This is a genomic window from Vibrio sp. ZF57, assembly GCF_001691235.1.
GTDB lineage: Bacteria > Pseudomonadota > Gammaproteobacteria > Enterobacterales > Vibrionaceae > Vibrio > Vibrio crassostreae_C.
Genome location: NZ_MAKD01000075.1, coordinates 227,103 through 249,095, shown reverse-complemented (window position 1 = coordinate 249,095; position 21,993 = coordinate 227,103). Strand labels below are relative to the sequence as shown.

Annotated in this window: 19 protein-coding genes, 1 tRNA gene and 1 pseudogene; 9 read left to right on the top strand and 12 right to left on the bottom strand. The window is 42.9% G+C overall.

What is annotated here, in order from left to right:
- Positions 1–10 precede the first annotated feature (10 nt).
- The 5 genes from A6D97_RS10625 to A6D97_RS10605 all read right to left on the bottom strand — a co-directional run bounded on the left by A6D97_RS10625 (position 11) and on the right by A6D97_RS10605 (position 5,108).
- Positions 11–1,135, bottom strand: a complete 1,125-nt coding sequence (locus A6D97_RS10625) for a protein beta (protein WP_065584331.1) — start codon at positions 1,133–1,135, stop codon at positions 11–13.
- 7 nt (positions 1,136–1,142) lie between these two features.
- A complete protein-coding gene (locus A6D97_RS10620; protein ID WP_065584330.1) occupies positions 1,143–1,640 on the bottom strand; it encodes an ImmA/IrrE family metallo-endopeptidase in 498 nt (165 codons plus the stop codon).
- Positions 1,641–1,653: 13 nt separating this feature from the next.
- Positions 1,654–2,427, bottom strand: a complete 774-nt coding sequence (locus A6D97_RS10615) for a hypothetical protein (RefSeq protein WP_065584329.1) — start codon at positions 2,425–2,427, stop codon at positions 1,654–1,656.
- Positions 2,428–2,733: 306 nt separating this feature from the next.
- Positions 2,734–3,408 (bottom strand): inovirus Gp2 family protein, encoded by a 675-nt coding sequence (locus A6D97_RS10610; RefSeq protein ID WP_170791820.1) that lies wholly within the window; start codon positions 3,406–3,408, stop codon positions 2,734–2,736.
- 377 nt (positions 3,409–3,785) lie between these two features.
- Entirely contained in the window at positions 3,786–5,108 is a 1,323-nt protein-coding gene (locus tag A6D97_RS10605; protein ID WP_065584328.1) for a hypothetical protein, read from the bottom strand.
- Between the two features lie 159 nt (positions 5,109–5,267).
- Between A6D97_RS10605 and A6D97_RS10600 the strand changes: the two genes are divergently transcribed.
- The gene (locus A6D97_RS10600) at positions 5,268–5,960 is read left to right on the top strand and encodes a hypothetical protein (RefSeq protein ID WP_139074310.1); all 693 of its coding nucleotides are present in this window, start codon (positions 5,268–5,270) and stop codon (positions 5,958–5,960) included.
- 14 nt (positions 5,961–5,974) lie between these two features.
- Here A6D97_RS10600 and A6D97_RS22200 read toward each other — a convergent pair.
- The 3 genes and pseudogenes from A6D97_RS22200 to A6D97_RS10590 form a co-directional block, all read right to left on the bottom strand.
- A pseudogene (locus tag A6D97_RS22200) lies at positions 5,975–6,258 on the bottom strand (integrase); the annotation flags it as partial.
- 3 nt (positions 6,259–6,261) lie between these two features.
- Positions 6,262–7,509 carry a tyrosine-type recombinase/integrase gene (locus A6D97_RS10595; protein ID WP_065584326.1) on the bottom strand — a complete coding sequence of 416 codons (1,248 nt, stop codon included), beginning with the start codon at positions 7,507–7,509 and terminating at the stop codon, positions 6,262–6,264.
- A 166-nt stretch (positions 7,510–7,675) separates the two neighbouring features.
- A tRNA-Leu gene (locus A6D97_RS10590) sits at positions 7,676–7,760 on the bottom strand.
- A 194-nt stretch (positions 7,761–7,954) separates the two neighbouring features.
- On the opposite strand from A6D97_RS10590, the gene A6D97_RS10585 reads away from it, so the two are divergent.
- A complete protein-coding gene (locus A6D97_RS10585; RefSeq protein ID WP_017058939.1) occupies positions 7,955–8,431 on the top strand; it encodes an RDD family protein in 477 nt (158 codons plus the stop codon).
- A 64-nt stretch (positions 8,432–8,495) separates the two neighbouring features.
- On the opposite strand, the gene lptG is transcribed toward A6D97_RS10585, so the two are convergent.
- Both lptG and lptF read right to left on the bottom strand, forming a co-directional pair.
- A complete protein-coding gene (gene lptG / locus A6D97_RS10580; RefSeq protein WP_017058938.1) occupies positions 8,496–9,566 on the bottom strand; it encodes an LPS export ABC transporter permease LptG in 1,071 nt (356 codons plus the stop codon).
- A gap of 3 nt (positions 9,567–9,569) precedes the next feature.
- On the bottom strand, positions 9,570–10,670 hold the full coding sequence (gene lptF / locus A6D97_RS10575) for an LPS export ABC transporter permease LptF (RefSeq protein WP_017058937.1): 1,101 nt from the start codon (positions 10,668–10,670) through the stop codon (positions 9,570–9,572).
- A 192-nt stretch (positions 10,671–10,862) separates the two neighbouring features.
- Here lptF and pepA point away from each other — a divergent pair, with 192 nt between their 5' ends.
- The 5 genes from pepA to A6D97_RS21530 all read left to right on the top strand — a co-directional run bounded on the left by pepA (position 10,863) and on the right by A6D97_RS21530 (position 17,583).
- Positions 10,863–12,383 (top strand): leucyl aminopeptidase, encoded by a 1,521-nt coding sequence (gene pepA, locus A6D97_RS10570; RefSeq protein WP_017058936.1) that lies wholly within the window; start codon positions 10,863–10,865, stop codon positions 12,381–12,383.
- A gap of 99 nt (positions 12,384–12,482) precedes the next feature.
- On the top strand, positions 12,483–12,932 hold the full coding sequence (locus A6D97_RS10565; RefSeq protein WP_017066664.1) for a DNA polymerase III subunit chi: 450 nt from the start codon (positions 12,483–12,485) through the stop codon (positions 12,930–12,932).
- A gap of 102 nt (positions 12,933–13,034) precedes the next feature.
- Positions 13,035–15,908: a valine--tRNA ligase gene (locus A6D97_RS10560; protein ID WP_017063742.1), complete on the top strand. Its 2,874-nt coding sequence runs from the start codon at positions 13,035–13,037 to the stop codon at positions 15,906–15,908.
- Positions 15,909–16,136: 228 nt separating this feature from the next.
- A complete protein-coding gene (locus A6D97_RS10555) occupies positions 16,137–16,541 on the top strand; it encodes a DUF2061 domain-containing protein (RefSeq protein ID WP_065584325.1) in 405 nt (134 codons plus the stop codon).
- 133 nt (positions 16,542–16,674) lie between these two features.
- Positions 16,675–17,583: a bifunctional helix-turn-helix transcriptional regulator/GNAT family N-acetyltransferase gene (locus A6D97_RS21530; protein ID WP_083190224.1), complete on the top strand. Its 909-nt coding sequence runs from the start codon at positions 16,675–16,677 to the stop codon at positions 17,581–17,583.
- Positions 17,584–17,632: 49 nt separating this feature from the next.
- On the opposite strand, the gene A6D97_RS10545 is transcribed toward A6D97_RS21530, so the two are convergent.
- Complete coding sequence (locus A6D97_RS10545; RefSeq protein ID WP_017058931.1) at positions 17,633–18,427, bottom strand: hypothetical protein; 795 nt, start codon at positions 18,425–18,427, stop codon at positions 17,633–17,635.
- A gap of 125 nt (positions 18,428–18,552) precedes the next feature.
- Entirely contained in the window at positions 18,553–18,969 is a 417-nt protein-coding gene (gene rraB, locus A6D97_RS10540; protein WP_017058930.1) for a ribonuclease E inhibitor RraB, read from the bottom strand.
- Between the two features lie 576 nt (positions 18,970–19,545).
- Between rraB and arcA the strand changes: the two genes are divergently transcribed.
- On the top strand, positions 19,546–20,766 hold the full coding sequence (gene arcA, locus A6D97_RS10535; RefSeq protein WP_065584324.1) for an arginine deiminase: 1,221 nt from the start codon (positions 19,546–19,548) through the stop codon (positions 20,764–20,766).
- A gap of 157 nt (positions 20,767–20,923) precedes the next feature.
- A complete protein-coding gene (locus A6D97_RS10530) occupies positions 20,924–21,928 on the top strand; it encodes an ornithine carbamoyltransferase (RefSeq protein ID WP_065584323.1) in 1,005 nt (334 codons plus the stop codon).
- Positions 21,929–21,993 lie beyond the last annotated feature (65 nt).

The following is a 21,993-nucleotide window of genomic DNA, read 5'->3' as shown; positions in this document are numbered from 1 at the left end:
GCGAAGGCGATTAGTCTTCCCATTCTTCTTCAGTATCAAGATTGTCAAAATCACATGAGTAATGTAATTGTTGATACAGGTGTATATTGATCCTAACAGCAGTCGCCCTATTGGCAGAAGTTATGCAGTACTTATCACGAAGTTCTACCGTTTTTTCGATCATTTGCACTCCCCATAAACGTAAGTTAGGGTTCCAATAATCACTACCTACAACTTCTTTAGCTGCCTCTTTATAAAGAGTGTGCTTCTCTAATTCAGTTACATTGCTAGAGTCTTGAAACTCTTTTCGCACATATCGCCAATCATTTCTCAAAGGGTAATCTATTCTTGCAGGGGGAAGACCACCACCACCATTAGTCTTGTTTGCCCTCGCGCTTCCTCTGTCAGAGTAAATAACTCGAATTCCTTCACAGTATTTGCAAACGGCCGTATGTAACTGTCTTTCATATATAGGTAATTCACCTCGATACGAACCACTAAAACTTGAGGGGAATGACGATGCAGAGGTTGAAAATATAGCATTAGGAAGTAACTTGCTGAGCCTTGAAACCAGCATGCCATACTGTTCACTTTGAAGTACATCACTGCGTTTAATATCTTCAAAATCTAACAATATTAATAAGTTTTTAATTTTGCTAGCGTTAAGGGTTCTGACGATAGTGTTAATTTTATCTGCGCCATCTTTTTTGATTTTTAGGCGAACGACCAACCCTCGATTTAAAGCCGATAACGAACGAATTTGCTGCTCTAAGTGTTCAAGGTTATAAGTTTGTAAAGTTGGGATAACGGTATCATCTAATTCTTTGATGTATTGAACCCAGTTATCATAACCGTTCTTTGGGTCGAGTAGTTTATGTACTTCCTTAAATACAGGCCTTTGCCCCTCAGGATCAGCTAAGTACTTGCTATTTTTAAAGACAAAATCACTGTCAATATCAGCAATCCAAGGACGAGATCCTATAGACAACTCAATTCTTGATATTGTCTTACCGAGCGTTTTTGAACCTACCCATCCCTTTAGCGGAAATATAGGCAATAACAAATTCTTATCTTTGTCTGGTAACTGCTCGAGAGCACTCATTTCACCAGTGCTTAGAGCTAGTATAGGAAGGTAGCTATAGGATTTATCTATCATTAGATTTTCACTCAACACCAAGTCTAATTTTTAAGGCAGTCTTTGATACTTCTAAACTCTCCGCTACAACTTCATAAAGACGTTCACCTTTATGCTCTTTAGCGTTTTCTTTCATAAGAGCCTGAACAATATCCATAGGCATAAGAATATCAGCAGCTAGCGCATCTGCTTCACGTTCAATTTTGTTTGATAGATGAGAACGGTACAGAGGCGTATCTTGAATTCCATCTTTCAACAAATGGCTATGGAGTAGAAAGTGAGCTATTTCATGGGCTATTGTATAACGTTGCCTAGCCTTTACATCATGGCTATTTACACGAATTGTTACGGTTCCAGCAACTTCTTTAATTTCACCAGCTAAGTTTCCCTCTAACGTTGCTTTCTTTAAAACTATACCGAAAGCTTTCGTTATCTTACCAACCGCAACAGGGTAACTGTCGTGTGTAGCTGAAATTACTCTTCTTTGGTCTTCCGTAATTTTTCCCCATTCAAATGACTTTGTCATGTTGGCTCACCCTCTATTTTTTGTCATTACCAATGCTTTCATCATCTTCATCACTATCAAACTCTGACTCAATAGTATCCAATTCATTAAGTAGTTCTTCTGTACGCTTTTTATCAATACTATCTGAGTCACTACGTAGAATCATATCCACAGCATCCTGTAGTGGTTCTCGTAATTTTCCATCATTTATTAGCTTTTCGAGTTCACCTCTTGCCACTCCGTAAATCATTTCTTCCATCGTTTGTTTTGCAACCAGCCTGGCTTCTTCTGACGCACTATTTTTGGTCATATCTTTTAACTCTCGATATCCCCAAAAGGCAAGAGCACCAATGGCTAAACCTATAATAGTTAATAGTACCGCGACACAAGTAATAGCAATAGCAGCCCAGTCAGCATAAGTGAAATATTTATCTTTCTTTGCCATCGAACTTAGCGATGACTCAATAGATTCCAATCGAGCAGCTAATTGAGTTTCTTCTGTGGGCTGGAATTTCTTTGAGGTAATGAGTTCTAGTGTTTTTTCTAGTGATGCGACTCTTACATCCAAGGCCAGATCTTTTTCATTACGTTGTTGAGAAACAATTAAGTTACGAACTATTGCTTCTTGCTCACTCAAAATTGCTTTAATATTGGTCAGCTCACTAGCAGCAATAGGCACTGAATTATTTTTAGGGGCTGCTGTATTGAATTTTGATTCGTTAGCATTTGAAGAAGCTGACATTAAGGTAATGAAAAACCCTAAAATACCTACTCGTAATAATTTAAACTGCGTCTTGGTAATCGACAAATTTTAGCCTCTTTATGCCATGCTGCTTTTTGGCAAGCTCCTCGTATATGTTTTACCCAACATCAAGAAGGTCTCACCCCCACAATTCAACCGGTTACATATTTACAAATCAATAGGGTATGGTCAATCAAAGAGTCTTTAACATGTGAGACTCTAGCGTAGAGGTAGACATTTAGTGACAATATTTCAATTTATTCCCTTGAGGAGCAATTGGTATTGAGTGAGCAACGCCAATGCAAACGGTTTAAAGTTATCCTTTATCGCTAAGGCCATAGCTTGTTACTCTCTCAAAATATGTTTCTAAAGCTAAAGTAATCCCTTCCTTGGGTTACTGCACCCAAAGTTACGGCGACCATCACCAAGTATCTTGGTCTCAGTCTTTGCCAAGTAAGCCAGCCTAACCGCTACTTCCCCTAATTCTTTCTGAAATCGTGCTGGTGGGTGATTACGGTTCAACGTATAGGTTGAATTGTTTGGAATATGCACTGATCTTCCAACGTCATCTGTCGTAATCCCTAATGCACTAGCCCACGCTCTGTTCACCATACAAGCCAGAGCACCCTCGTAATCCAATTGACCAAGTGTGTAATAAGACTCTTGATTGACCACCAGTGCCACATGGTAATGTTCATTGTGACTAGTACTACGTTCCCTAACCCAAACGTAATTTAACGGACACGGGTAGATACGCTTCCCTTGTCTGGCTTTATTCATCTGGTCGAAATTCATCTGAACTTTCAATGAAGCAATAAACCGTTTCATCAAATCAACATCGGTATTCGGGTAACAAGTTGGTGTATCACGCTCTAAAGGGTTGTCAGAGTTCCCCCCATTGTTAGGTATACGTAGATCAACTCGAGCGACTAATACTCTATCATGGTTCGCTAAGGCTCCCATAACAGTGTCGTTGATACGGGCAAGGTGACGTTGGTTTAAAGAACCATACTGAGCTGGGATTTGAGCAAATTGAAACATGTTCATGAAAATCTCTCCTGTGTTGTTTGATTTCACATAGAAAGAGAATGATGCGTAATAACTTACATAAAACTGTTCTGCCGTAGCAGTGAGTGAATATCTATTGCCTATGGCTAGAGATCTTAGCTGATACAACAACATGTACTGCATTCATCAGTAGTGTGGCTACTGAGTGTAGTACTGCTAGTCATGCTCTTATAAAGAGTGTTTGTTGTAGTAGCTATATTACTAATCCACCGAGGGCATTGTTTCTTTTTGGGCTGTAGTACTGGAGTCATATCGATGAAGAGCCAAAGATCGGACCTAGCTAGGGTGATTGGAACTGAAGTCACTCTGAAGTTATGCATTTCAACGAGAGTACATTCGGCTAATAGCTAGTGCGTCTAATGACTGACCATTATATCAATCCCATTTCCCCTTGCTGAGTATGGCAGGACTTTGTAAATGCCTTGTTCTGGTAAATTATCAGAGAGCTTTCTGTTCATAGTAATCACATTTTTTGCTTCGATAGCTTTAGCCCATGCCATATGTACAACTAGGTCAACCAGCTCCTTTGCTCCGGGTAAAACGTCGATATCATGAGCTTCAGTGTCCAAAGCCTCATTAGCCAAGGAGTCTTCATTGTAATTGCGTTGGAAGTCTGTATTTTTTTTATGATGATGCATCACAGACTCTGGTAGAAACCTTTCTGCTATTGAATCAGCAAGGCCATCATCGGATAACAATTCATCTGGTGCCTTTCCTGAAATAAGAGAGGTACCATCAATCATGTTCCAGTGCTGGTTTAGCAAACAAGAGGCTATATCATTCACTTTAAGCTCTATATGATTAGCCAGCAGCTTTCTATTTTCTCCTGTGAAGAAGTGTCTTAATTGGCAGGCATCAATACTTACTTTCACGGATGCAATTAACGATGATTCATAAAATGCGTTGAGAGAATGCTCCGTTTGATTGTGCATCGGCTTTTGCCTTATCACCGAAGAAATGACCATCTCTGACAAACTCGCTGTCATAATCAGGTTTTGCTGAGTGAAGCGATATCCGTGAACTTGTTGTTGAAATGCTGAGTGCCAGATATTTAGATAGTACTGCGTTGATACCTTCCCCATTAGTTGTGGGATAGTTCCACCGGGTACCTTGTTAATAAATCCCAGTGAACATAATCGTTCAACATGCGATTTCACTCTTTCTTTATTCATACCGGTAATGTCGGTGATTTTTGCACGTCCAAGTTCAGATACATGACCAAAATCATCACTAAAATGCAGCAGAACAAGAAAGATCAATTTATTAGCTAGTGATGGTTTTTTTGCATTGTTTAACAAACCTTCATAATGAATAAATGTCGAACTCAACTTTAAAAAGGGAGCGCTCACGTACATACCTTTAGCATTACGGTTGCGTGGAAGAGTGACATGGTATCGGTAGCTGTTCCCACCCTTACCTGTCTCAAATGAATCCCTACAAAGCAATCTTACTTTCTCTAGCTGCTTAACTGATTTGGTAAAAGTACTGCTACTTATTCGCAGGCATGCGCACAACTCACGACTATTGAGTGTCGTTTGCCAATTATCACACCGAGTAAGAGTAAGTAGTTTAATCCAGAGCATTTTAGCTTCTGGTGATGCTTCAAACTTCTGGCTATTCTCATCGATATACAGCAAAGCTCTTGAGAGTATTTCGACCTCTTTCATGGCGTAATCCATCAATATTCCTGATTTTACCAGTAGGTATTTAGAGTTCAAATACTGTATCACATTACACGGTGCGGAAATGTGTAATGGCTATTTCTGGTGATTAAGTCACGAACTGTATTCCATTACTGTGCCAAAGTATGAGCAGTGTTTATGAATGGTGTTATGAGTATGGGACGTAGAAGTAATGCTAAAAGCTGGTTAACTGGTTCTCTGAAACAAGAAAAGTGGGCAGCAGAATATTTGCTCAAAAAAAAGATTCTTTGGGATACCGGTGTAGTCAATTCAGCATCCAGAAGTCCAACTTCAGCAATAGAATACTTAAAAGGTTTAGATGAATTGATAAGTGACAACAAGTTACTATTACAGCAAGCAAGTAGTGCTTGGCGAGCTCAAAAGAGTAGGAAGGATAATAAACAAATCAACATGTCCATTTCTGAAAATTCGTACAATATCGCCGTCCAATTAGCCAAAAGTAATGGATATTCGATCAAAGCAATGGTTGATTTTCTCATTGTTGAAAGCCAAAACAAGATCGAAGAGCTGGAGAGGCTAAAGAAAGTAGAGTCAGAGTATGGACAAGCCTGTAAAACAATAGGAGAGCAAGATACTCAGATAGAAGAATTGGAGACTGAGCTTTCAAAGCTAAGGAAGGCTAACTACGACCTAAAGCCCTCAGTATCCACTGTTCACGAAAAAGAAAAATCATCGACTCTTCAAGAGAAAATCATTTCTGCACAAGATGAACCTACGCTGCATGAGAGCCCTAAAACCACAAATCAAAAAGTAGATACCAACCATTCTAAAAGAAAAGCCTCAAAGACATGGCAAAGTCCATCCTCTAAGTCGCAATGGCAAAGATAACAAATACTCAGTATCTAAGCCGACTCAATAGTTGATAAGGGTACAACGTTACTAACACTCAGTGCGTATAGCTTATCCCCCCAAGCTTGGAGCACTGACAGTTGTTCATTTAAATAATCATGGTGATTGTAGACTCGCAACATACCCGGCAGCCTACCGCTTTCTCTACAGCCACAATATCGAGCCCCATCTCACTGCATCGACGAGTAAAAGCCTGGTGAAGGTCATGCGGTGAAAAGTGTTCAATACAGGATGGAAGATTGCGTTTAATAAGCGCTCTTACCGCTGGCGGCTCTTGAGCTTATCTTGTATTAACTATCCGGAGTCCCCTAAAGCCGACTTCCATCATTTCACCATGTTCCGAACGTTCAATTCTCTCACTCCACCAACTCATCATCGGACGGCGAGGCTCAAGATAATCTGCCCTGTTATAAGCTTTTCTTATCTTATTTTCTTCTTCATGAGCAAGGGCAGTTTCAATAAGGTCACGATTAAAACCTTCAACATTCAAAGTTGTACTAGCAAGAGAGCGTAAACCATGAGCCGTTGTTCTTCCTTCAAAGCCCATACGCTTTAGAGCCATATTAGCAGTTTGAGGGTTACTATGAGCTTTGGGCTTTCTATCTGCCGGAAAAATGAATTCTCTATGCCCCGATATTTGCTTAACTTCCTCCAATATACCGATCATCTGCTCTGTTAAGGGGACAAGATGTTCTTTCTTCATCTTCATCGAAGATGACGGTATAACCCATACTCTATTCTCTATATCGATTTCTGACCATCGAGCTCGTGCAGCTTCACCGGGGCGAACCATTGTGTGCAGTTGCCACATAATTAAACATCGAGTAACAATCTTAGTATTGCTTGTCTTAATGGCGCTGACGAGCTCTGGGAGCTCCTCAGGGGTTAGTGCTGGGTTATGTACAACTTTCTTATTAGGGTAAAGCTTTGTAATGTCAGAGATAGGATTAAACTCAATAGCGCCGGAAGCAACACCCAATCGCATGATTTCATTTAAGATGATACATAGACGCTTTACTGTTTCGATTTTCCCTTCCCGAGCAACAGGATCAAGAATATTCTTCACCAGCATAGGCTTAATATCTTTTAAAGGAAGAGGATCTAGTTTACTAGACAGATACTTGGTAAGCATCTGTTTACGCTTAAAGTAAGTACTTTGAAGAGTGTTTTTCTTTTTGAGGTCAAGCCAACGTTCAGATTGTTTAGCAAAGGTATTTTCAATTGCTTCAAGCTCTTCTGTTTCAGTTGTGAGCTTATAGACTTTAGGATCAACACCATCAGCAACAAGCGCTCTAGCTTCATCACGTTTTTTTCTTGCTTGAGCTAGGGTTACTTCAGGGTAACTACCAAAACTGATTTTAAAGCGTTTCTTAGTAACAGGAACAAGATAGGTAAAGAACCAAGACTTACTGCCACTTGGCCGAACTCGCAAAGATAGACCGTCTCCGTCATTAAGAGAATATTCTTTTTCTTTCGGCTTAGCTTGCTTTACTTGAGTATTAGTTAATGGGGTTACTTTCCTAGCCATAGTTCAGTTCCGCTCTACACTCAGGGTTACTTGGGGTTACATAGAGGGTTACATAAAAGACTGGATTTCACAAGATGAGGGTAGACGCCCATAGACACGACATTGGCTGAGTGCCTTGGTATATATAGCAAAAAAGGACGCCCGTAGACGTCCTTCTTCTTAAATATGGTACCGGTAGGCGGACTTGAACCGCCACGCCCGAAGGCAACGGATTTTGAATCCGTCGTGTATACCAATTTCACCATACCGGCATTATCTTGGGGCATTGCCCTTTCGATGTTTGGCATTATACGTATGCGAACTGATGTGGCAAGTATAAAAACTTGAATTCATGTGTGTTTGCCGATAATTTCGCCACTAAGTCATAAGCTGTGCGTCATGTCTCTTTTCAGGCTAAGCCTTAAACTATATTCTGACGCCTCAATTTTTAAAGAAGTAATAACACATGACATCAACAAACACTCTGCCACCAGCAGGAGTCATGCGCCGATTTGGTGCCTTGTTCTACGACGCTCTGATCGTAATCGCTATTGAAATGTTGGCGGCTGGCGTCATTGTCGCTCTACTGCACGCGCTCATGGCTCTCGGCATTTTTAACCACAGCGGTTATGCCGATGTTAGTGACTTCTTAACCAACCATCCGATTTGGAGCCCTGCATATACCTTTTACTTAGTCGCCGTTTGGGTATATTTCTTCGTGTTCTTCTGGACTAGAGCTGGTCAAACTCTCGGCATGAGAGCTTGGAAGCTGCGCGTTCAAAACAAAGATGGCTCAGCGATCACAGTAACTCAGGCGCTGATTCGTTTAGGTACTTCAGGTTTTGGACTGGCAAACCTATGTGTTCCATTCGATCCTGAAAAACGTGGCTTTCACGATATCTGGGCAAAGACCGAAGTCGTTGTGTTACCACAAGCACGATAATGTGATTTAAGTTAGCTCCAATCAAGATCAAAAAAGGAAGGCGTTATGCCTTCCTTTTTACTATTTACAGTTTCCGCCTCAAGAGCATGATGGCAATTCCAAGGAACACCACGCTCGGGGCTATTGCGCCAAAGGCGGGTGGTATTTGATAAACCAAACTCACTGGGCCAAAGAACTCACTGGATATATAGAAGGTAAAGCCAGCAATAACACCTGACAAAATCCTCGCACCCATGGTCACACTACGCAAAGGACCAAAGATAAACGACAGTGCCATCAACATCATAACCGCGATCGAAATTGGCTGGGTTATCTTTCTCCACAGCGCCAATTCATAGCGTGATGCATCTTGCTCTGACGCCTTCAGATAAGAAACATAATCATACAACCCACTTAACGATAGCTCTTCTGGTTTAACCGTTACTATCGCCAACTTATCTGGAGCTAATGACGTTTCCCAAGAGTAAGTCGGTAAACTTTCTTTAGTAATTTGAAGTTCGTTTTCAAAAGACGTGATCTCTACATCCTTCATCGTCCACACGTTGTCTCCAACGTAATCAACTTCGTCAGAATAAATAGCGGTTTTAAGTGCCTTGTTTTCATCAAAGCGCCACATGTTCATTCCATATAGCTTCTGGTCATCGATTTTGACAATGAAGATGAAGTCATTGGCATCACGAGCCCAGACACCACTTTGCGTCGAAATAATATTACCACCAGCAATCGAGATAGTTCTTAAATCACGAGCCATTTTCTGCGCTTGCGGTGCTCCCCATTGACCAAGCAATGTCACCACGATCATCAGTGGAATAGCTGTTTTAAGTACTGATAGGCCGATATCTAACTTAGAGAAACCAGCTGCCTGCATAACGACAAGCTCAGAACTTGCAGCAAGCATACCAAGCCCTATCAATGCGCCAAGCAATGCAGCCATTGGAAAGAACATTTCGATATCACGAGGGATACTCAATAAAACGAAATACAGCGCTTGTAATAGATCGTATGTACCACGGCCAACTTTTCTTAGCTGTTCTACATATTTGATGATCCCAGAGAGACCAACAAACGTCACCAATACCAGTGACGTCGTTGCGATGATGGTTCTGCCTATATATAAATCGAGAATCTTAAACACGGCTTAAGCCAACCTCTTATTCTTGAATTTTTCTTTCAAACGCCTTACTGGCACGCTATCCATAAAGTTGGCACCAATCGCGACAAATAACAATAACGCATTGATTGGCCACATGCCGATTACCGCAGGAATGCTCCCCTCTTCGATTGAAGACTTGGTTGCACTGATTGCTAAGAAATAGGTGAGATAAATCAGTATTGCTGGGCCGATTTTCGCAAAACGACCTTGTCGAGGGTTTACCGCAGACAGTGGCACGACAAGCATGGTCAACAATGGAATACAAAGTACCAAAGAAATACGCCACTGCAACTCTGCTTTCGCACTATTATTTGAGTTACCAATCAGTTCAAGCGTAGGGATCGCTTCCCAGTCTCGACCTTTCTTCTCAACTTCACGCTGACCAATCAGGCCTTCGTATTCTTCAAAGTGCGTCACCCTGTAGTCGAGGCGAGTCGGAATGCCTTCATGACGAGTACCATCGTACATTACGATCACTTGGCGACCATCACTGAGCTCTTTTACATCACCTGACTTCGAGAACATCACACTTGGCAGTACAGAATCACGCGGACGCATTTGAGCTACGAACACGTTTTCTAACTTATTACCGTCGATATCATCAATAAACACGACAGAAGAGCCATCCGGCGTACCTTCAAACTTACCTTTTGGTAGCAAATCAACGCTGTTCTCTGCAGCTACTTCTTCATACATTTGTTCAACTTTGTCTTGTGACCAAGGAGATAACCAAAATGAGTTAAAGGCTGCAACAGATGCCGTAATTAAAGCGAGGTAAAGCGCAGATTGGATCAGGAATTTATTACCGATACCGGTGGCGTTCATGACCACTATTTCACTTTCAGCGTAAAGGCGGCCAAAAGTAAGCAAAATACCAATATAGATACTGAGTGGAAGCATCAATAGGCCCATCGCTGGCATATTTAAGCCAACAATCGACAATATAAGACTCGCAGGGATATCACCATCAGAGGCATCCGCTAAAACACTGATGAATTTTTGGCTGAGAAACACGAGAAAGAGAACAAAAAAGATCGCAAATTGGCTCTTGATTGTCTCGCGGATCAAATATCTAACAATAATCACGCTCAAATTACCTATACAAAACTTGTTTTTTTGATTGAATCACTATAATTTCCCGTTGAACCTTTTATTTTTTTAAATTTTTAGCTAAGTGTTAGCGTTCTTCTTTAAGGTTAGTTCCATTATAGGATCCAACAAGTAAGAACCCATTATCTAACATTTAGTTCGATTTGTCTTCAGGATGTAGGAGTACGCATGGAGTTCAGTGTAAAAAGTGGCAGCCCAGAGAAACAGCGCAGCGCATGTATCGTTGTCGGTGTATTCGAACCGCGCCGCCTTTCTCCAGTAGCCGAGCAATTAGATAAGATTAGCGATGGCTACATTAGTTCACTGCTTCGTCGCGGTGATCTAGAGGGTAAACCTGGCCAGATGCTACTACTGCATCAAGTACCTGGTGTACTTTCAGAACGTGTTCTACTGGTAGGCTGTGGTAAAGAACGTGAGCTAGGCGAGCGTCAATACAAAGAAATTATCCAAAAAACCATCAGTACACTAAACGAAACAGGTTCTATGGAAGCTGTATGTTTCCTTACAGAACTTCACGTTAAAGGTCGCGACACTTATTGGAAAGTTCGCCAAGCGGTAGAAGCGACTAAAGATGGTCTTTACACATTTGACCAATTCAAGAGCAACAAGCCAGAGACTCGTCGCCCACTACGTAAATTGGTATTCAATGTACCAACACGTCGCGAATTGAGCCTGGGTGAGAAAGCAATCTCTCACGGCCTTGCTATTGCTTCAGGTGTAAAAGCGTCTAAAGATCTAGGCAACATGCCACCAAACATCGCAAACCCTGCTTACCTTGCTTCTCAAGCTCGTCGTTTAGCCGACGATTACGAGACAGTGAAGACTAAGATCATTGGCGAAGAAGAGATGGAAAAACTGGGTATGACATCATACCTAGCAGTTGGCCGTGGCTCTAAAAATGAATCGATGATGTCTATCATGGAATACAAAGGCGCTCCGGATCCAGATGCGAAGCCGATTGTATTAGTAGGTAAAGGTCTGACTTTCGATTCAGGCGGTATCTCGCTTAAGCCTGGTGAAGGCATGGATGAGATGAAGTACGACATGTGTGGTGCGGCGTCTGTATTCGGTACAATGAAAGCACTGGCTAAGCTGAACCTGCCTATTAACGTGGTTGGTATCCTAGCCGGTTGTGAAAACATGCCGGGCAGCAATGCTTACCGTCCAGGTGATATCCTAACGACAATGTCAGGCCAAACGGTTGAAGTACTCAACACTGATGCTGAAGGTCGCTTGGTTCTATGTGATGCTCTAACTTACGTTGAGCGTTTTGAACCTGACTGTGTTGTCGATGTTGCTACGCTAACTGGCGCATGTGTTATCGCTCTAGGTCACCACATCAGTGGCGTTCTATCGAACCACAACCCACTTTCTCACGAACTTGTTAATGCTTCAGAGCAAGCAAGTGACCGTGCATGGCGTCTACCAATGGCAGACGAGTACCATGAGCAGCTAAACAGCCCATTCGCTGATATGGCGAACATCGGTGGCCGTCCTGGCGGCACAATCACTGCTGGTTGTTTCCTGTCTAAATTCACTAAGAAGTACCACTGGGCACACATCGACAGTGCTGGTACAGCTTGGAAGTCAGGCGCAGCGAAAGGCTCGACAGGTCGTCCTGTCTCAATGCTAGTCCAATTCTTATTGAACCGCAGCGGCCAAGAGACTGAAGAGCAATCTTCAAAATAATAAAAAGGGCCTACGGGCCCTTTTTTAATAAGCGCTATTTGTTAGACCCTGTTAACCAAGTAACATTGATATCCACGATTTTCAGTTCGAGTATTAAGTATGCAGACTGCTACATTTTACATTGTGCCTTCAGACAGCCCGCAAGCCAGCGAAGATGGTTTTGCTCACTATGTGCTGTTTCTTGCTCAGCACTTTGCAAAACAAGGCGCTAAACTTTATCTCAACTGTAATGACAAAGAGCATGCCGAGCGTATTGCTGAAGTTTTCTGGCAAGTCGAACCCTGTGATTTTATTGCGCACAACTTGGTTGGCGAAGGCCCGAAGTATTCAACCAACATCGAAATTGGCTATCAAGGCGTAAAACATAATTGGAATCGTCAGCTAGTAATTAATCTGGCCGATAATCATACAACCTTTGCGAACGCCTTTGCTCAGGTGATAGACTTCGTCCCTTGCGAAGAAAAAGCTAAGCAACTCGCTCGAGAAAGGTATAAAATTTACCGTCAAGCTAGATATCAGCTACAAACTATCGAGATTCAACATCCATAGTCAAACCTCATAGTTAAAGCTATCTTTGGATTTAGATTCAAGAAGCTTCACTTATGAAGTTTGACCACGATTAACCATTCACAGTATCCGTTTAAGAGCACTATGGAAAAGACATACAACCCAACATCAATCGAACAAGCTCTGTATAAGACTTGGGAAGAGAAAGGCTACTTTAAGCCACACGGTGACACATCAAAAGAAGCTTACAGCATCATGATCCCGCCACCGAACGTCACTGGCAGCCTACACATGGGTCACGCGTTCCAAGATACGATCATGGATACGCTTATCCGTGCTCAACGTATGAAAGGCAAAAACACGCTTTGGCAAGTGGGTACTGACCACGCAGGTATCGCAACTCAAATGGTTGTTGAGCGTAAGATTGCTGCCGAAGAAGGCAAAACAAAACACGACTACGGCCGTGAAGCTTTCATCGACAAGATCTGGGAATGGAAAGGCGAATCAGGTGGCACGATCACTCAACAACTTCGTCGTCTTGGTGCATCTGTAGATTGGGATCGTGAACGATTCACTATGGATGACGGCCTATCGGCTGCGACTCAAGAAGTGTTTGTTCGTCTATACGAAGAAGACCTAATCTACCGTGGTAAACGTCTAGTAAACTGGGATCCTAAACTGCACACTGCAATCTCGGATCTTGAAGTTGAAAACAAAGACAAAAAAGGTTTCATGTGGCACTTCCGCTACCCGCTAGCGAACGGTGTTAAAACGGCAGATGGTAAAGACTACATCGTTGTTGCGACTACTCGTCCTGAAACCATGCTTGGCGATACTGGTGTTGCTGTTAACCCAGAAGATCCTCGTTACAAAGATCTTATCGGCAAAGAAATCCTACTTCCTGTTGTAAACCGTCTTATCCCTATCGTAGGCGATGAGCACGCAGACATGGAAAAAGGCACGGGTTGTGTGAAGATCACTCCAGCTCATGACTTTAACGATTACGAAGTGGGTAAGCGCAACAACCTACCAATGATCAACATCCTAACGTTCAATGCTGATATCCGTGATGCTGCTGAAGTCTTCACGACTAACGGCGAAGAAAGCGATGTTTACTCAACAGGTATCCCTGCTAAGTACCAAGGTATGGAGCGTTTTGCTGCACGTAAAGCTATCGTTGCTGAATTCGATGAGCTTGGTCTTCTTGAAGAGATCAAAGATCACGACCTGACTGTCCCTTACGGCGACCGTGGTGGCGTGGTTATCGAACCAATGCTGACTGACCAATGGTACGTGCGCACAGCACCTCTTGCAGAACCTGCAGTTAAAGCGGTTGAAGATGGTCAAATCCAATTCGTACCTAAGCAGTACGAAAACATGTACTTCGCGTGGATGCGTGACGTGCAAGACTGGTGTATCTCTCGTCAACTTTGGTGGGGCCACCGTATCCCAGCATGGTACGACAACGATGGTAAAGTTTACGTAGGTCGCACTGAAGAAGAAGTTCGTGAAAAGAACAACCTAGCGCCTGTTGTTGTGCTTAAGCAAGACGACGACGTACTGGATACTTGGTTCTCTTCTGCACTTTGGACGTTCGGCACACAAGGCTGGCCTGAAGATACTGAAGCACTGAAAACATTCCACCCATCTGAAGTACTAGTATCTGGTTTTGATATTATCTTCTTCTGGGTTGCTCGTATGATCATGATGACCATGCACTTCGTGAAAGACGAAGATGGCAAGGCTCAAGTACCTTTCAAAACTGTTTACATGACAGGTCTTATCCGTGATGAAAACGGCGATAAGATGTCTAAGTCGAAAGGTAACGTACTTGACCCAATCGACATGATTGACGGCATCGGCCTTGAAGAGCTAGTAGAGAAGCGTTGTGGCAACATGATGCAACCTAAACTGGCTGCTAAGATCGAAAAGAACACACGTAAAACATTCGAAAACGGTATCGAACCCTACGGTACTGACGCACTGCGTTTCACTCTTGCTGCTATGGCTTCAACTGGCCGTGACATCAACTGGGACATGAAGCGTCTTGAAGGTTACCGTAACTTCTGTAACAAGCTATGGAACGCAAGCCGTTACGTACTGATGAACACAGAAGAGCACGACTGTGGCATGTCACTGTCTGTAGAAGACCGTGCAAACATGGAATTCTCTCTAGCCGATAAGTGGATTGAGTCTCAGTTTGAAGTTGCAGCGAAAGAGTTTAATGCTCACCTAGACAACTACCGTCTAGACATGGCAGCAAACACGCTTTACGAATTCATCTGGAACCAATTCTGTGACTGGTACTTAGAGCTAACTAAACCTGTTCTTTGGAAAGGTACTGAAGCTCAACAACAAGCGACTCGTTACACGCTTATCACGGTTCTTGAGAAGACTCTGCGTCTTGCTCACCCTGTTCTTCCTTACATCACTGAATCTATCTGGCAGAGCGTTAAGCCGCTAGTAGACGGCGTTGAAGGCGAGACAATCATGACTCAAGCGCTTCCTCAGTTTAATGAAGCTAACTTCAATGCTGAGATCGTTGACGACATCGAATGGGTTAAGACTTTCATCACTGCTATCCGTAACCTACGTGCGGAATACGACATTGCACCAAGCCAAGGCTTAGAAGTAATGATCAAGGTTGCTGATGAGAAAGATGCCGCTCGTATCGAAGCGAACAAGATCGTTCTTACTTCTCTAGCTAAGCTAGACGATATTAAAGTTCTAGCTGATGGTGAAGAGACTCCTGCTTGTGCAACTAAACTGGTTGGCAAATCTGAGTTGATGATCCCAATGGCGGGTCTTATCGACAAAGATGCAGAGCTTGCTCGTCTAGATAAAGAAGTCGCTAAGACTCACGGCGAGATTAAACGTATCGAAGGTAAGCTAGGTAACGAAGGTTTCGTTGCTAAAGCACCAGAAGCAGTTATCGCGAAAGAGCGTGAAAAGCTTGAAGGCTACAAGGAAACTCTTGTTAAGCTTGAAGAGCAAAAAGCGACAATCGCTGCGCTTTAAAACCGAGTGAACGAGAAGGCTTCAAACTTCTCGGTCTAAATAGAAAGGTTGGTCTTGGTGACCAGCCTTTTTTTATGTCCCTGATTCCAATATTCCAATGCTTCTCACTCTAGCCGCACTGATTGATAGGTTTCATCTATCAAATTAATCTCTACTTCCCATTATACTTAATGATAATAATTCTCAATAATAGACCTATCAAAACAACACAACGACTGAGTAATTATCATGAAAAAGACACTAACCTTTGCTGCATTACATTTTATTATCGCATTTAGTGTCGCTTATGTACTAACAGGCGACATCTTAATTGGTAGCTTAATCGCTATGATTGAGCCCTCTGTGAATACTGTTGCCTTCTATTTTCATGAAAAGGCGTGGGCTCAAGTTCCAGCTCTTAAAGCTCGCCAGTGGATGACCAAATTAAAAACAGCAAGCTTTGCTACCATCCACTTTAGTGTTGCCTTTACCGTTGTCTACTTGTTGACTGGAGATGCTTTCATAGGCGGCGTGATGGCTTTGCTAGAGCCAACTTTAAATACCGTTGCTTACTACTTCCACGAGAAAGTCTGGTTACGAAAAGCTGAAAGCCAAACAGCACAAGCTCCGTTTTGCTTACACCAACACGCTTAATCTAAAGCTCACTGAGCGATTGAAGTAACCTACATCGAATAACAAAATTCAGCTTACTATTGACAAAGTTGCGCACCGCAATTAAATTAATTGCGGTGCGCAACTTTATTTCTTAATTCAAAGGTAGGTAGTTATGAATTCTCAACAGTTAAGAGACTATTCTCGTCAAACGGTTCGTTTACTTGGCATGCTTGATAAACAGTGTGGTGATGTCGACCTCACTCCAGTCCAGGCTCATACTCTTGGTGAAATCCAGTTGCAGCCAATCACCATCAACCAATTGGCACAGCAACTCAACGTAGATAAATCCAATGCTAGCCGCACTGTCACGGGTCTGATCAAGCTTGATTTAGTTGAGAGCCTAGAGAACCCAACAGACAAGCGTAGCCAATTAGTCACCCTAACCGCTCAAGGTGTTGATGCGTTATCTCAACTCGACCAACAGCAAAGCATCTTCTTTGAAAAAGTACTCTCGACACTCGATGACAACGAACAACAACTACTTAAGCAAGGGCTTGAGAGCTACTTAAAAGGGCTAACGAAAGTATGCCAAGCGGATGAGTTTGTATTACGTCCACTCACAGAGTCAGACAACCAACAATTAGCACAAATCATTCGCCAAGTTTCGGCTGAGCATGGACTCACAGAAGATAAAGGTTATGGCGTAGCCGACCCAACACTCGATGATATGTACTCTGTCTATAGCCAAGCGAATGCAATGTACTGGGTTATCGAACACAACGGAAAGATCGTCGGAGGCGGTGGCTTTGCCCCTCTACTAGCAGGTAAGCCCAATGTGTGTGAGCTACAAAAGATGTACTTCTTACCGCAAACTCGAGGGCATGGCCTAGCCAAGCGAATTGTCGCTTTGAGCTTAAAGCAAGCCAAGCAACTTGGGTATCAACACATGTATTTAGAAACGACGAAGTGCTTGGGTGCTGCGGTCAAACTCTATGAGAAGCTTGGGTTTGAGCATCTTGAGTCAGCTTGGGGAGAAACAGGCCACGACGCTTGTGAGGTTGTCATGGCCAAGTCGTTATAAGCAGAATGCGCCGCTATAGCGAAAGAAGATAACGCTAAAATATACGGAGTTAACGTAGAAAGTTACTGACGCAAGAAGTTGGGTTCAAGGCAACAAAAGAACTCTCTTCTTGCCCATCAAGTACCACTTCTAATGGGTATAGATACTTGGGGTTAGGATTCTCAATATCAAAAATGATAGGAGCTTCAACCTGGAACACGACGCCAGTATGTTCAGCGCGTACATCAATCGGCATCACGAGAGTCATACCATTAAACTTGATGGATGCCGATACTAACCCCGCCTTTAGCGTTTGATAGATAACATCCACTTTAAACTCACAGCCACCACCGTGGTGCCAGATCTGCTCTGTGACAACTTGCTCTAGCTTGACGTTTCGAACGAACTGCAGGTATGGCGCTTGCCAAATCCCGATGCGTGAATCAGATTTAGCGATAGCCTGTGAAGATACAGAGTCATCCATGTCTTCTTCAAGCAATAGGCTCTCCTCTTCTTCAAGGAAAAGGATCTCGAAACGGTTTCGGCCGGACTGCATATAAGGACGGATATCTTTACGGTATTCAGCTTGGCTACCATCACAATCAAAAACAGCCACACCATTAAGTCGAACTTCAGCAAAATAATCGACTCCAGCCATCACTAACTCAACAAATGGACACGCTAACATAGCGTCATCCACTTCGATGTCGTGCATCAGGTGCCACTCTTGCTCTGCAATTTGACTTTCACTCAAGCTATCAGGGAGCTTTGAGCTTAACGGAGCCGGAAAGGTGATGTCATCTTGTGGGATAGAGAGATCCGTCAGTGGCGAAATTTGCCAAAGACCATCGAGAAGCAACCGCATATCATTCCTTGAGCTAGATCAATTTTGACCGCATTATAATGAATGAATGCATATAAAGACATTTATTTTTCTGAGGGTAAAAAAATGCCAGCTCGAGGCTGGCATTTTTTAAAATTGGGAAAGAATTACTCTTCGCCTTCATCATCTTCGTCTGGGTAGATAGCATCTTCACCTTCGTAGTAAGTGCCCCAGCCGTCGTAGATAATGTCAAACTTCTCTGCAAGGTTTACAAGCTTCTCAACTTGCTCATCAATCGCTTCTGCATTCAGAGTGCATTGCATCGTTGCATCACAACAAAGTAGCTTATTGCCATCTTCGTCTTCTGTCTCTTCAGCTTCAAGCACTTCAAAGCCCATTTTGAATGCTTCAACAACCGCTTTCTCAAGCACATCGAAATCTTCAGCAAATAGGTGATGCTCGATATCGTATAGAGCTTCAGGATCGCTACCATCTTCAATTAATGCTGTAATGATGTCGCGAGTCTCTTCCTTTTGAAATTCAATTAATTCCGCTACTGATAGATATTCATCTTCGTGAGACATGTGTCTGCTCCAGAGTGTTGACTATGAAAAGATCAAATTTGATTGCCACGAAATATGGCACGGATCGTCCAGAAAAGCCACCCAGATCAGGCCTAGAAAGGTAAGTTTATCGCGAGATCGCAGCGCCAATATCAATTCAAAAGTGAAATCAAAATCACAGAAACAAATTTTCAACATTTTATTAACTACGCCGTATTTTAGCATTTCGTTTTTGTGGCCACTTTAGGGCTTATTGAATAAAACTTGCGTGATTAGTCACGTTAGGTGCATACGCTAAACCGCTTTTGGGGTGCATAAATCCTCAGCTTGTTATCAAAAAGTGCATAATAGTGAATAAAAAATCACGATTAATAAGCAAAATTCAATTTTAACAAGCCACGAATTGAGCATAGATCCTCAAAAACGTTGTTCCGTTCGATAGTCAGTTAGTTGGAATTTAATCTGTATAAACTTAAAAATCACAGGTTTTATGACCAATTATTACCCAAATACCTTGTATTAACTCAATCTACAAAACTTGCATATTACGGACAAGCTTGTCATAAATAGACGCTGGATTAATAGTAAGGATGCAAAATGAGTAAGCTGTACGTTGGCTCCGAAGTCGGTCAATTGAGACGAGTTCTCCTAAATAGACCTGAAAGAGCACTCACCCACCTCACCCCTTCAAACTGTCATGAGCTTCTATTTGATGATGTACTTGCCGTTGAAGCCGCTGGTGAAGAACATGATGCCTTTGCAGAAACGCTGCGCAGCCAAGACGTAGAAGTACTACTGCTGCATGACCTGCTAGTAGAAACGCTTGCCGTATCTCAGGCTCGTGAGTGGTTGCTGAATACTCAAATCTCAGATTTCCGTTATGGGCCGACTTTCGCCCGTGACTTAAGAAACTACCTTGCTCAAATGGATAATGAGCATCTAGCAACGATCTTACTCGGTGGCTTGGCCTACTCTGAGCTTCCTATCAAATCATCATCGATGCTGCCTAAAATGCATCGACCACTCGATTTCGTTATCGAGCCACTGCCTAACCACCTATTTACGCGAGATACTTCTTGCTGGGTTTACGGTGGTGTATCGCTTAACCCAATGATGAAGCCTGCACGTCAACGTGAAACGAACCACCTGCGTGCTATCTACCGCTGGCACCCAGTGTTCGCAGGCCAAGATTTCATTAAGTACTTTGGTGACGAAGACCTTCACTACGACAACGCTAACATTGAAGGCGGTGACGTACTGGTTATCGGTAAAGGTGCGGTACTGGTTGGTATTTCAGAGCGTACGAAACCACAAGGTGTCGAAAACCTAGCGGCTAGCCTATTTAGCTCAGGCCAAGCGAGCGAAGTGATTGCGATCGATCTACCAAAACACCGCTCTTGTATGCACCTTGATACGGTGATGACACACATGGATATCGACACGTTCTCTGTCTATCCAGAGATCGTTCGTAAAGACCTCGACACTTGGCGCTTAACGCCAAAAGAAAACGGCGAAATGCGTGTCGAGAAAGCTGAAAACTACCTGTCAGCGATTGAAGGCGCACTAGGCCTTGATCAACTGAAGATCATCACTACCGGCGGTGATAACTACGAAGCTGAGCGTGAACAGTGGAATGACGCTAACAACGTACTGACAGTGAAACCTGGTACCGTGATTGGTTATGAGCGTAATGTTTACACCAATGAGAAATACGACAAAGCGGGTATCGAAGTTCTAACGATTCCTGGCAACGAGCTAGGCCGTGGTCGTGGCGGCGCGCGCTGTATGAGTTGCCCTATCGAAAGAGACGGTATCTAAGTCAAAGAGCTCAGTCAAACAGACTCAATAGTCTTATCTAGGCCAGTATTCATTTACTGGCCTTTTTTATCAAATTAATAAAATAAATATTCACAAATATAGCATTTTTATGTTTAACTAAGTTCTTCATTGATTCTATATACGCAAGGAGCGAGAGATGGCCTTTAATCTTCGCAATCGTAACTTTCTAAAACTTCTCGACTTTACTCCTAAAGAGATTCAGTTTTTACTCGACCTGTCTGCTGACCTAAAAAAAGCTAAGTATGCAGGCACTGAGCAGAAGAAACTCAACGGCAAAAACATTGCTTTGATCTTCGAGAAAGCATCAACTCGAACACGATGTGCGTTTGAAGTGGCCGCCTTTGATCAAGGTGCTCAAGTCTCTTACCTTGGCCCTTCTGGTTCTCAGATTGGTCAAAAAGAATCAATGAAAGATACGGCGCGTGTATTGGGACGCATGTACGATGGCATTGAATATCGTGGCTTTGGCCAAAGTATCGTTGAAGACTTAGGCGCTTATGCGGGCGTGCCGGTTTGGAATGGCTTAACCGATGAGTTCCACCCTACTCAGATCTTGGCTGATTTCCTCACTATGCTTGAGCATGGCCGCGGGAAGCATCTACACCAAATCAGCTTTGCTTATCTAGGCGATGCACGCAATAACATGGGTAACTCTCTGTTAGTCGGAGCCGCGAAGATGGGCATGGATATTCGCCTTGTCGCGCCAAAAGCCTTTTGGCCAGAAGAGCAGCTTGTTGAAGAGTGCCAAACCATTGCGCAAAACACTGGCGCAAAAATCACGTTAACTGAAGACGTTGCTGAAGGCGTGAAAGGTTGTGATTACCTATACACCGATGTTTGGGTTTCGATGGGCGAAGCCCCTGAAGCTTGGGACGAACGTGTGGCGGTAATGAAACCATACCAAGTGAATATGGATGTCATTAAGCTCACTGGCAATCCTCAAGTGAAATTCATGCACTGCCTACCCGCTTTCCATAACAATGAAACCGTGATCGGCCAGCAAGTCGCAGATAAGTATGGAATGAACGGTTTAGAAGTTACTGATGAAGTCTTTGAATCGGATTACTCAATTGTGTTTGATGAAGCTGAGAATCGCATGCATACCATCAAAGCGGTGATGGTTGCGACACTGGGTCAATAGCGAATACTGAAAGTAAACAAAAGCTTGATGTAATCGCTTGCGCTCACAAATTGAAAGCGTATAAT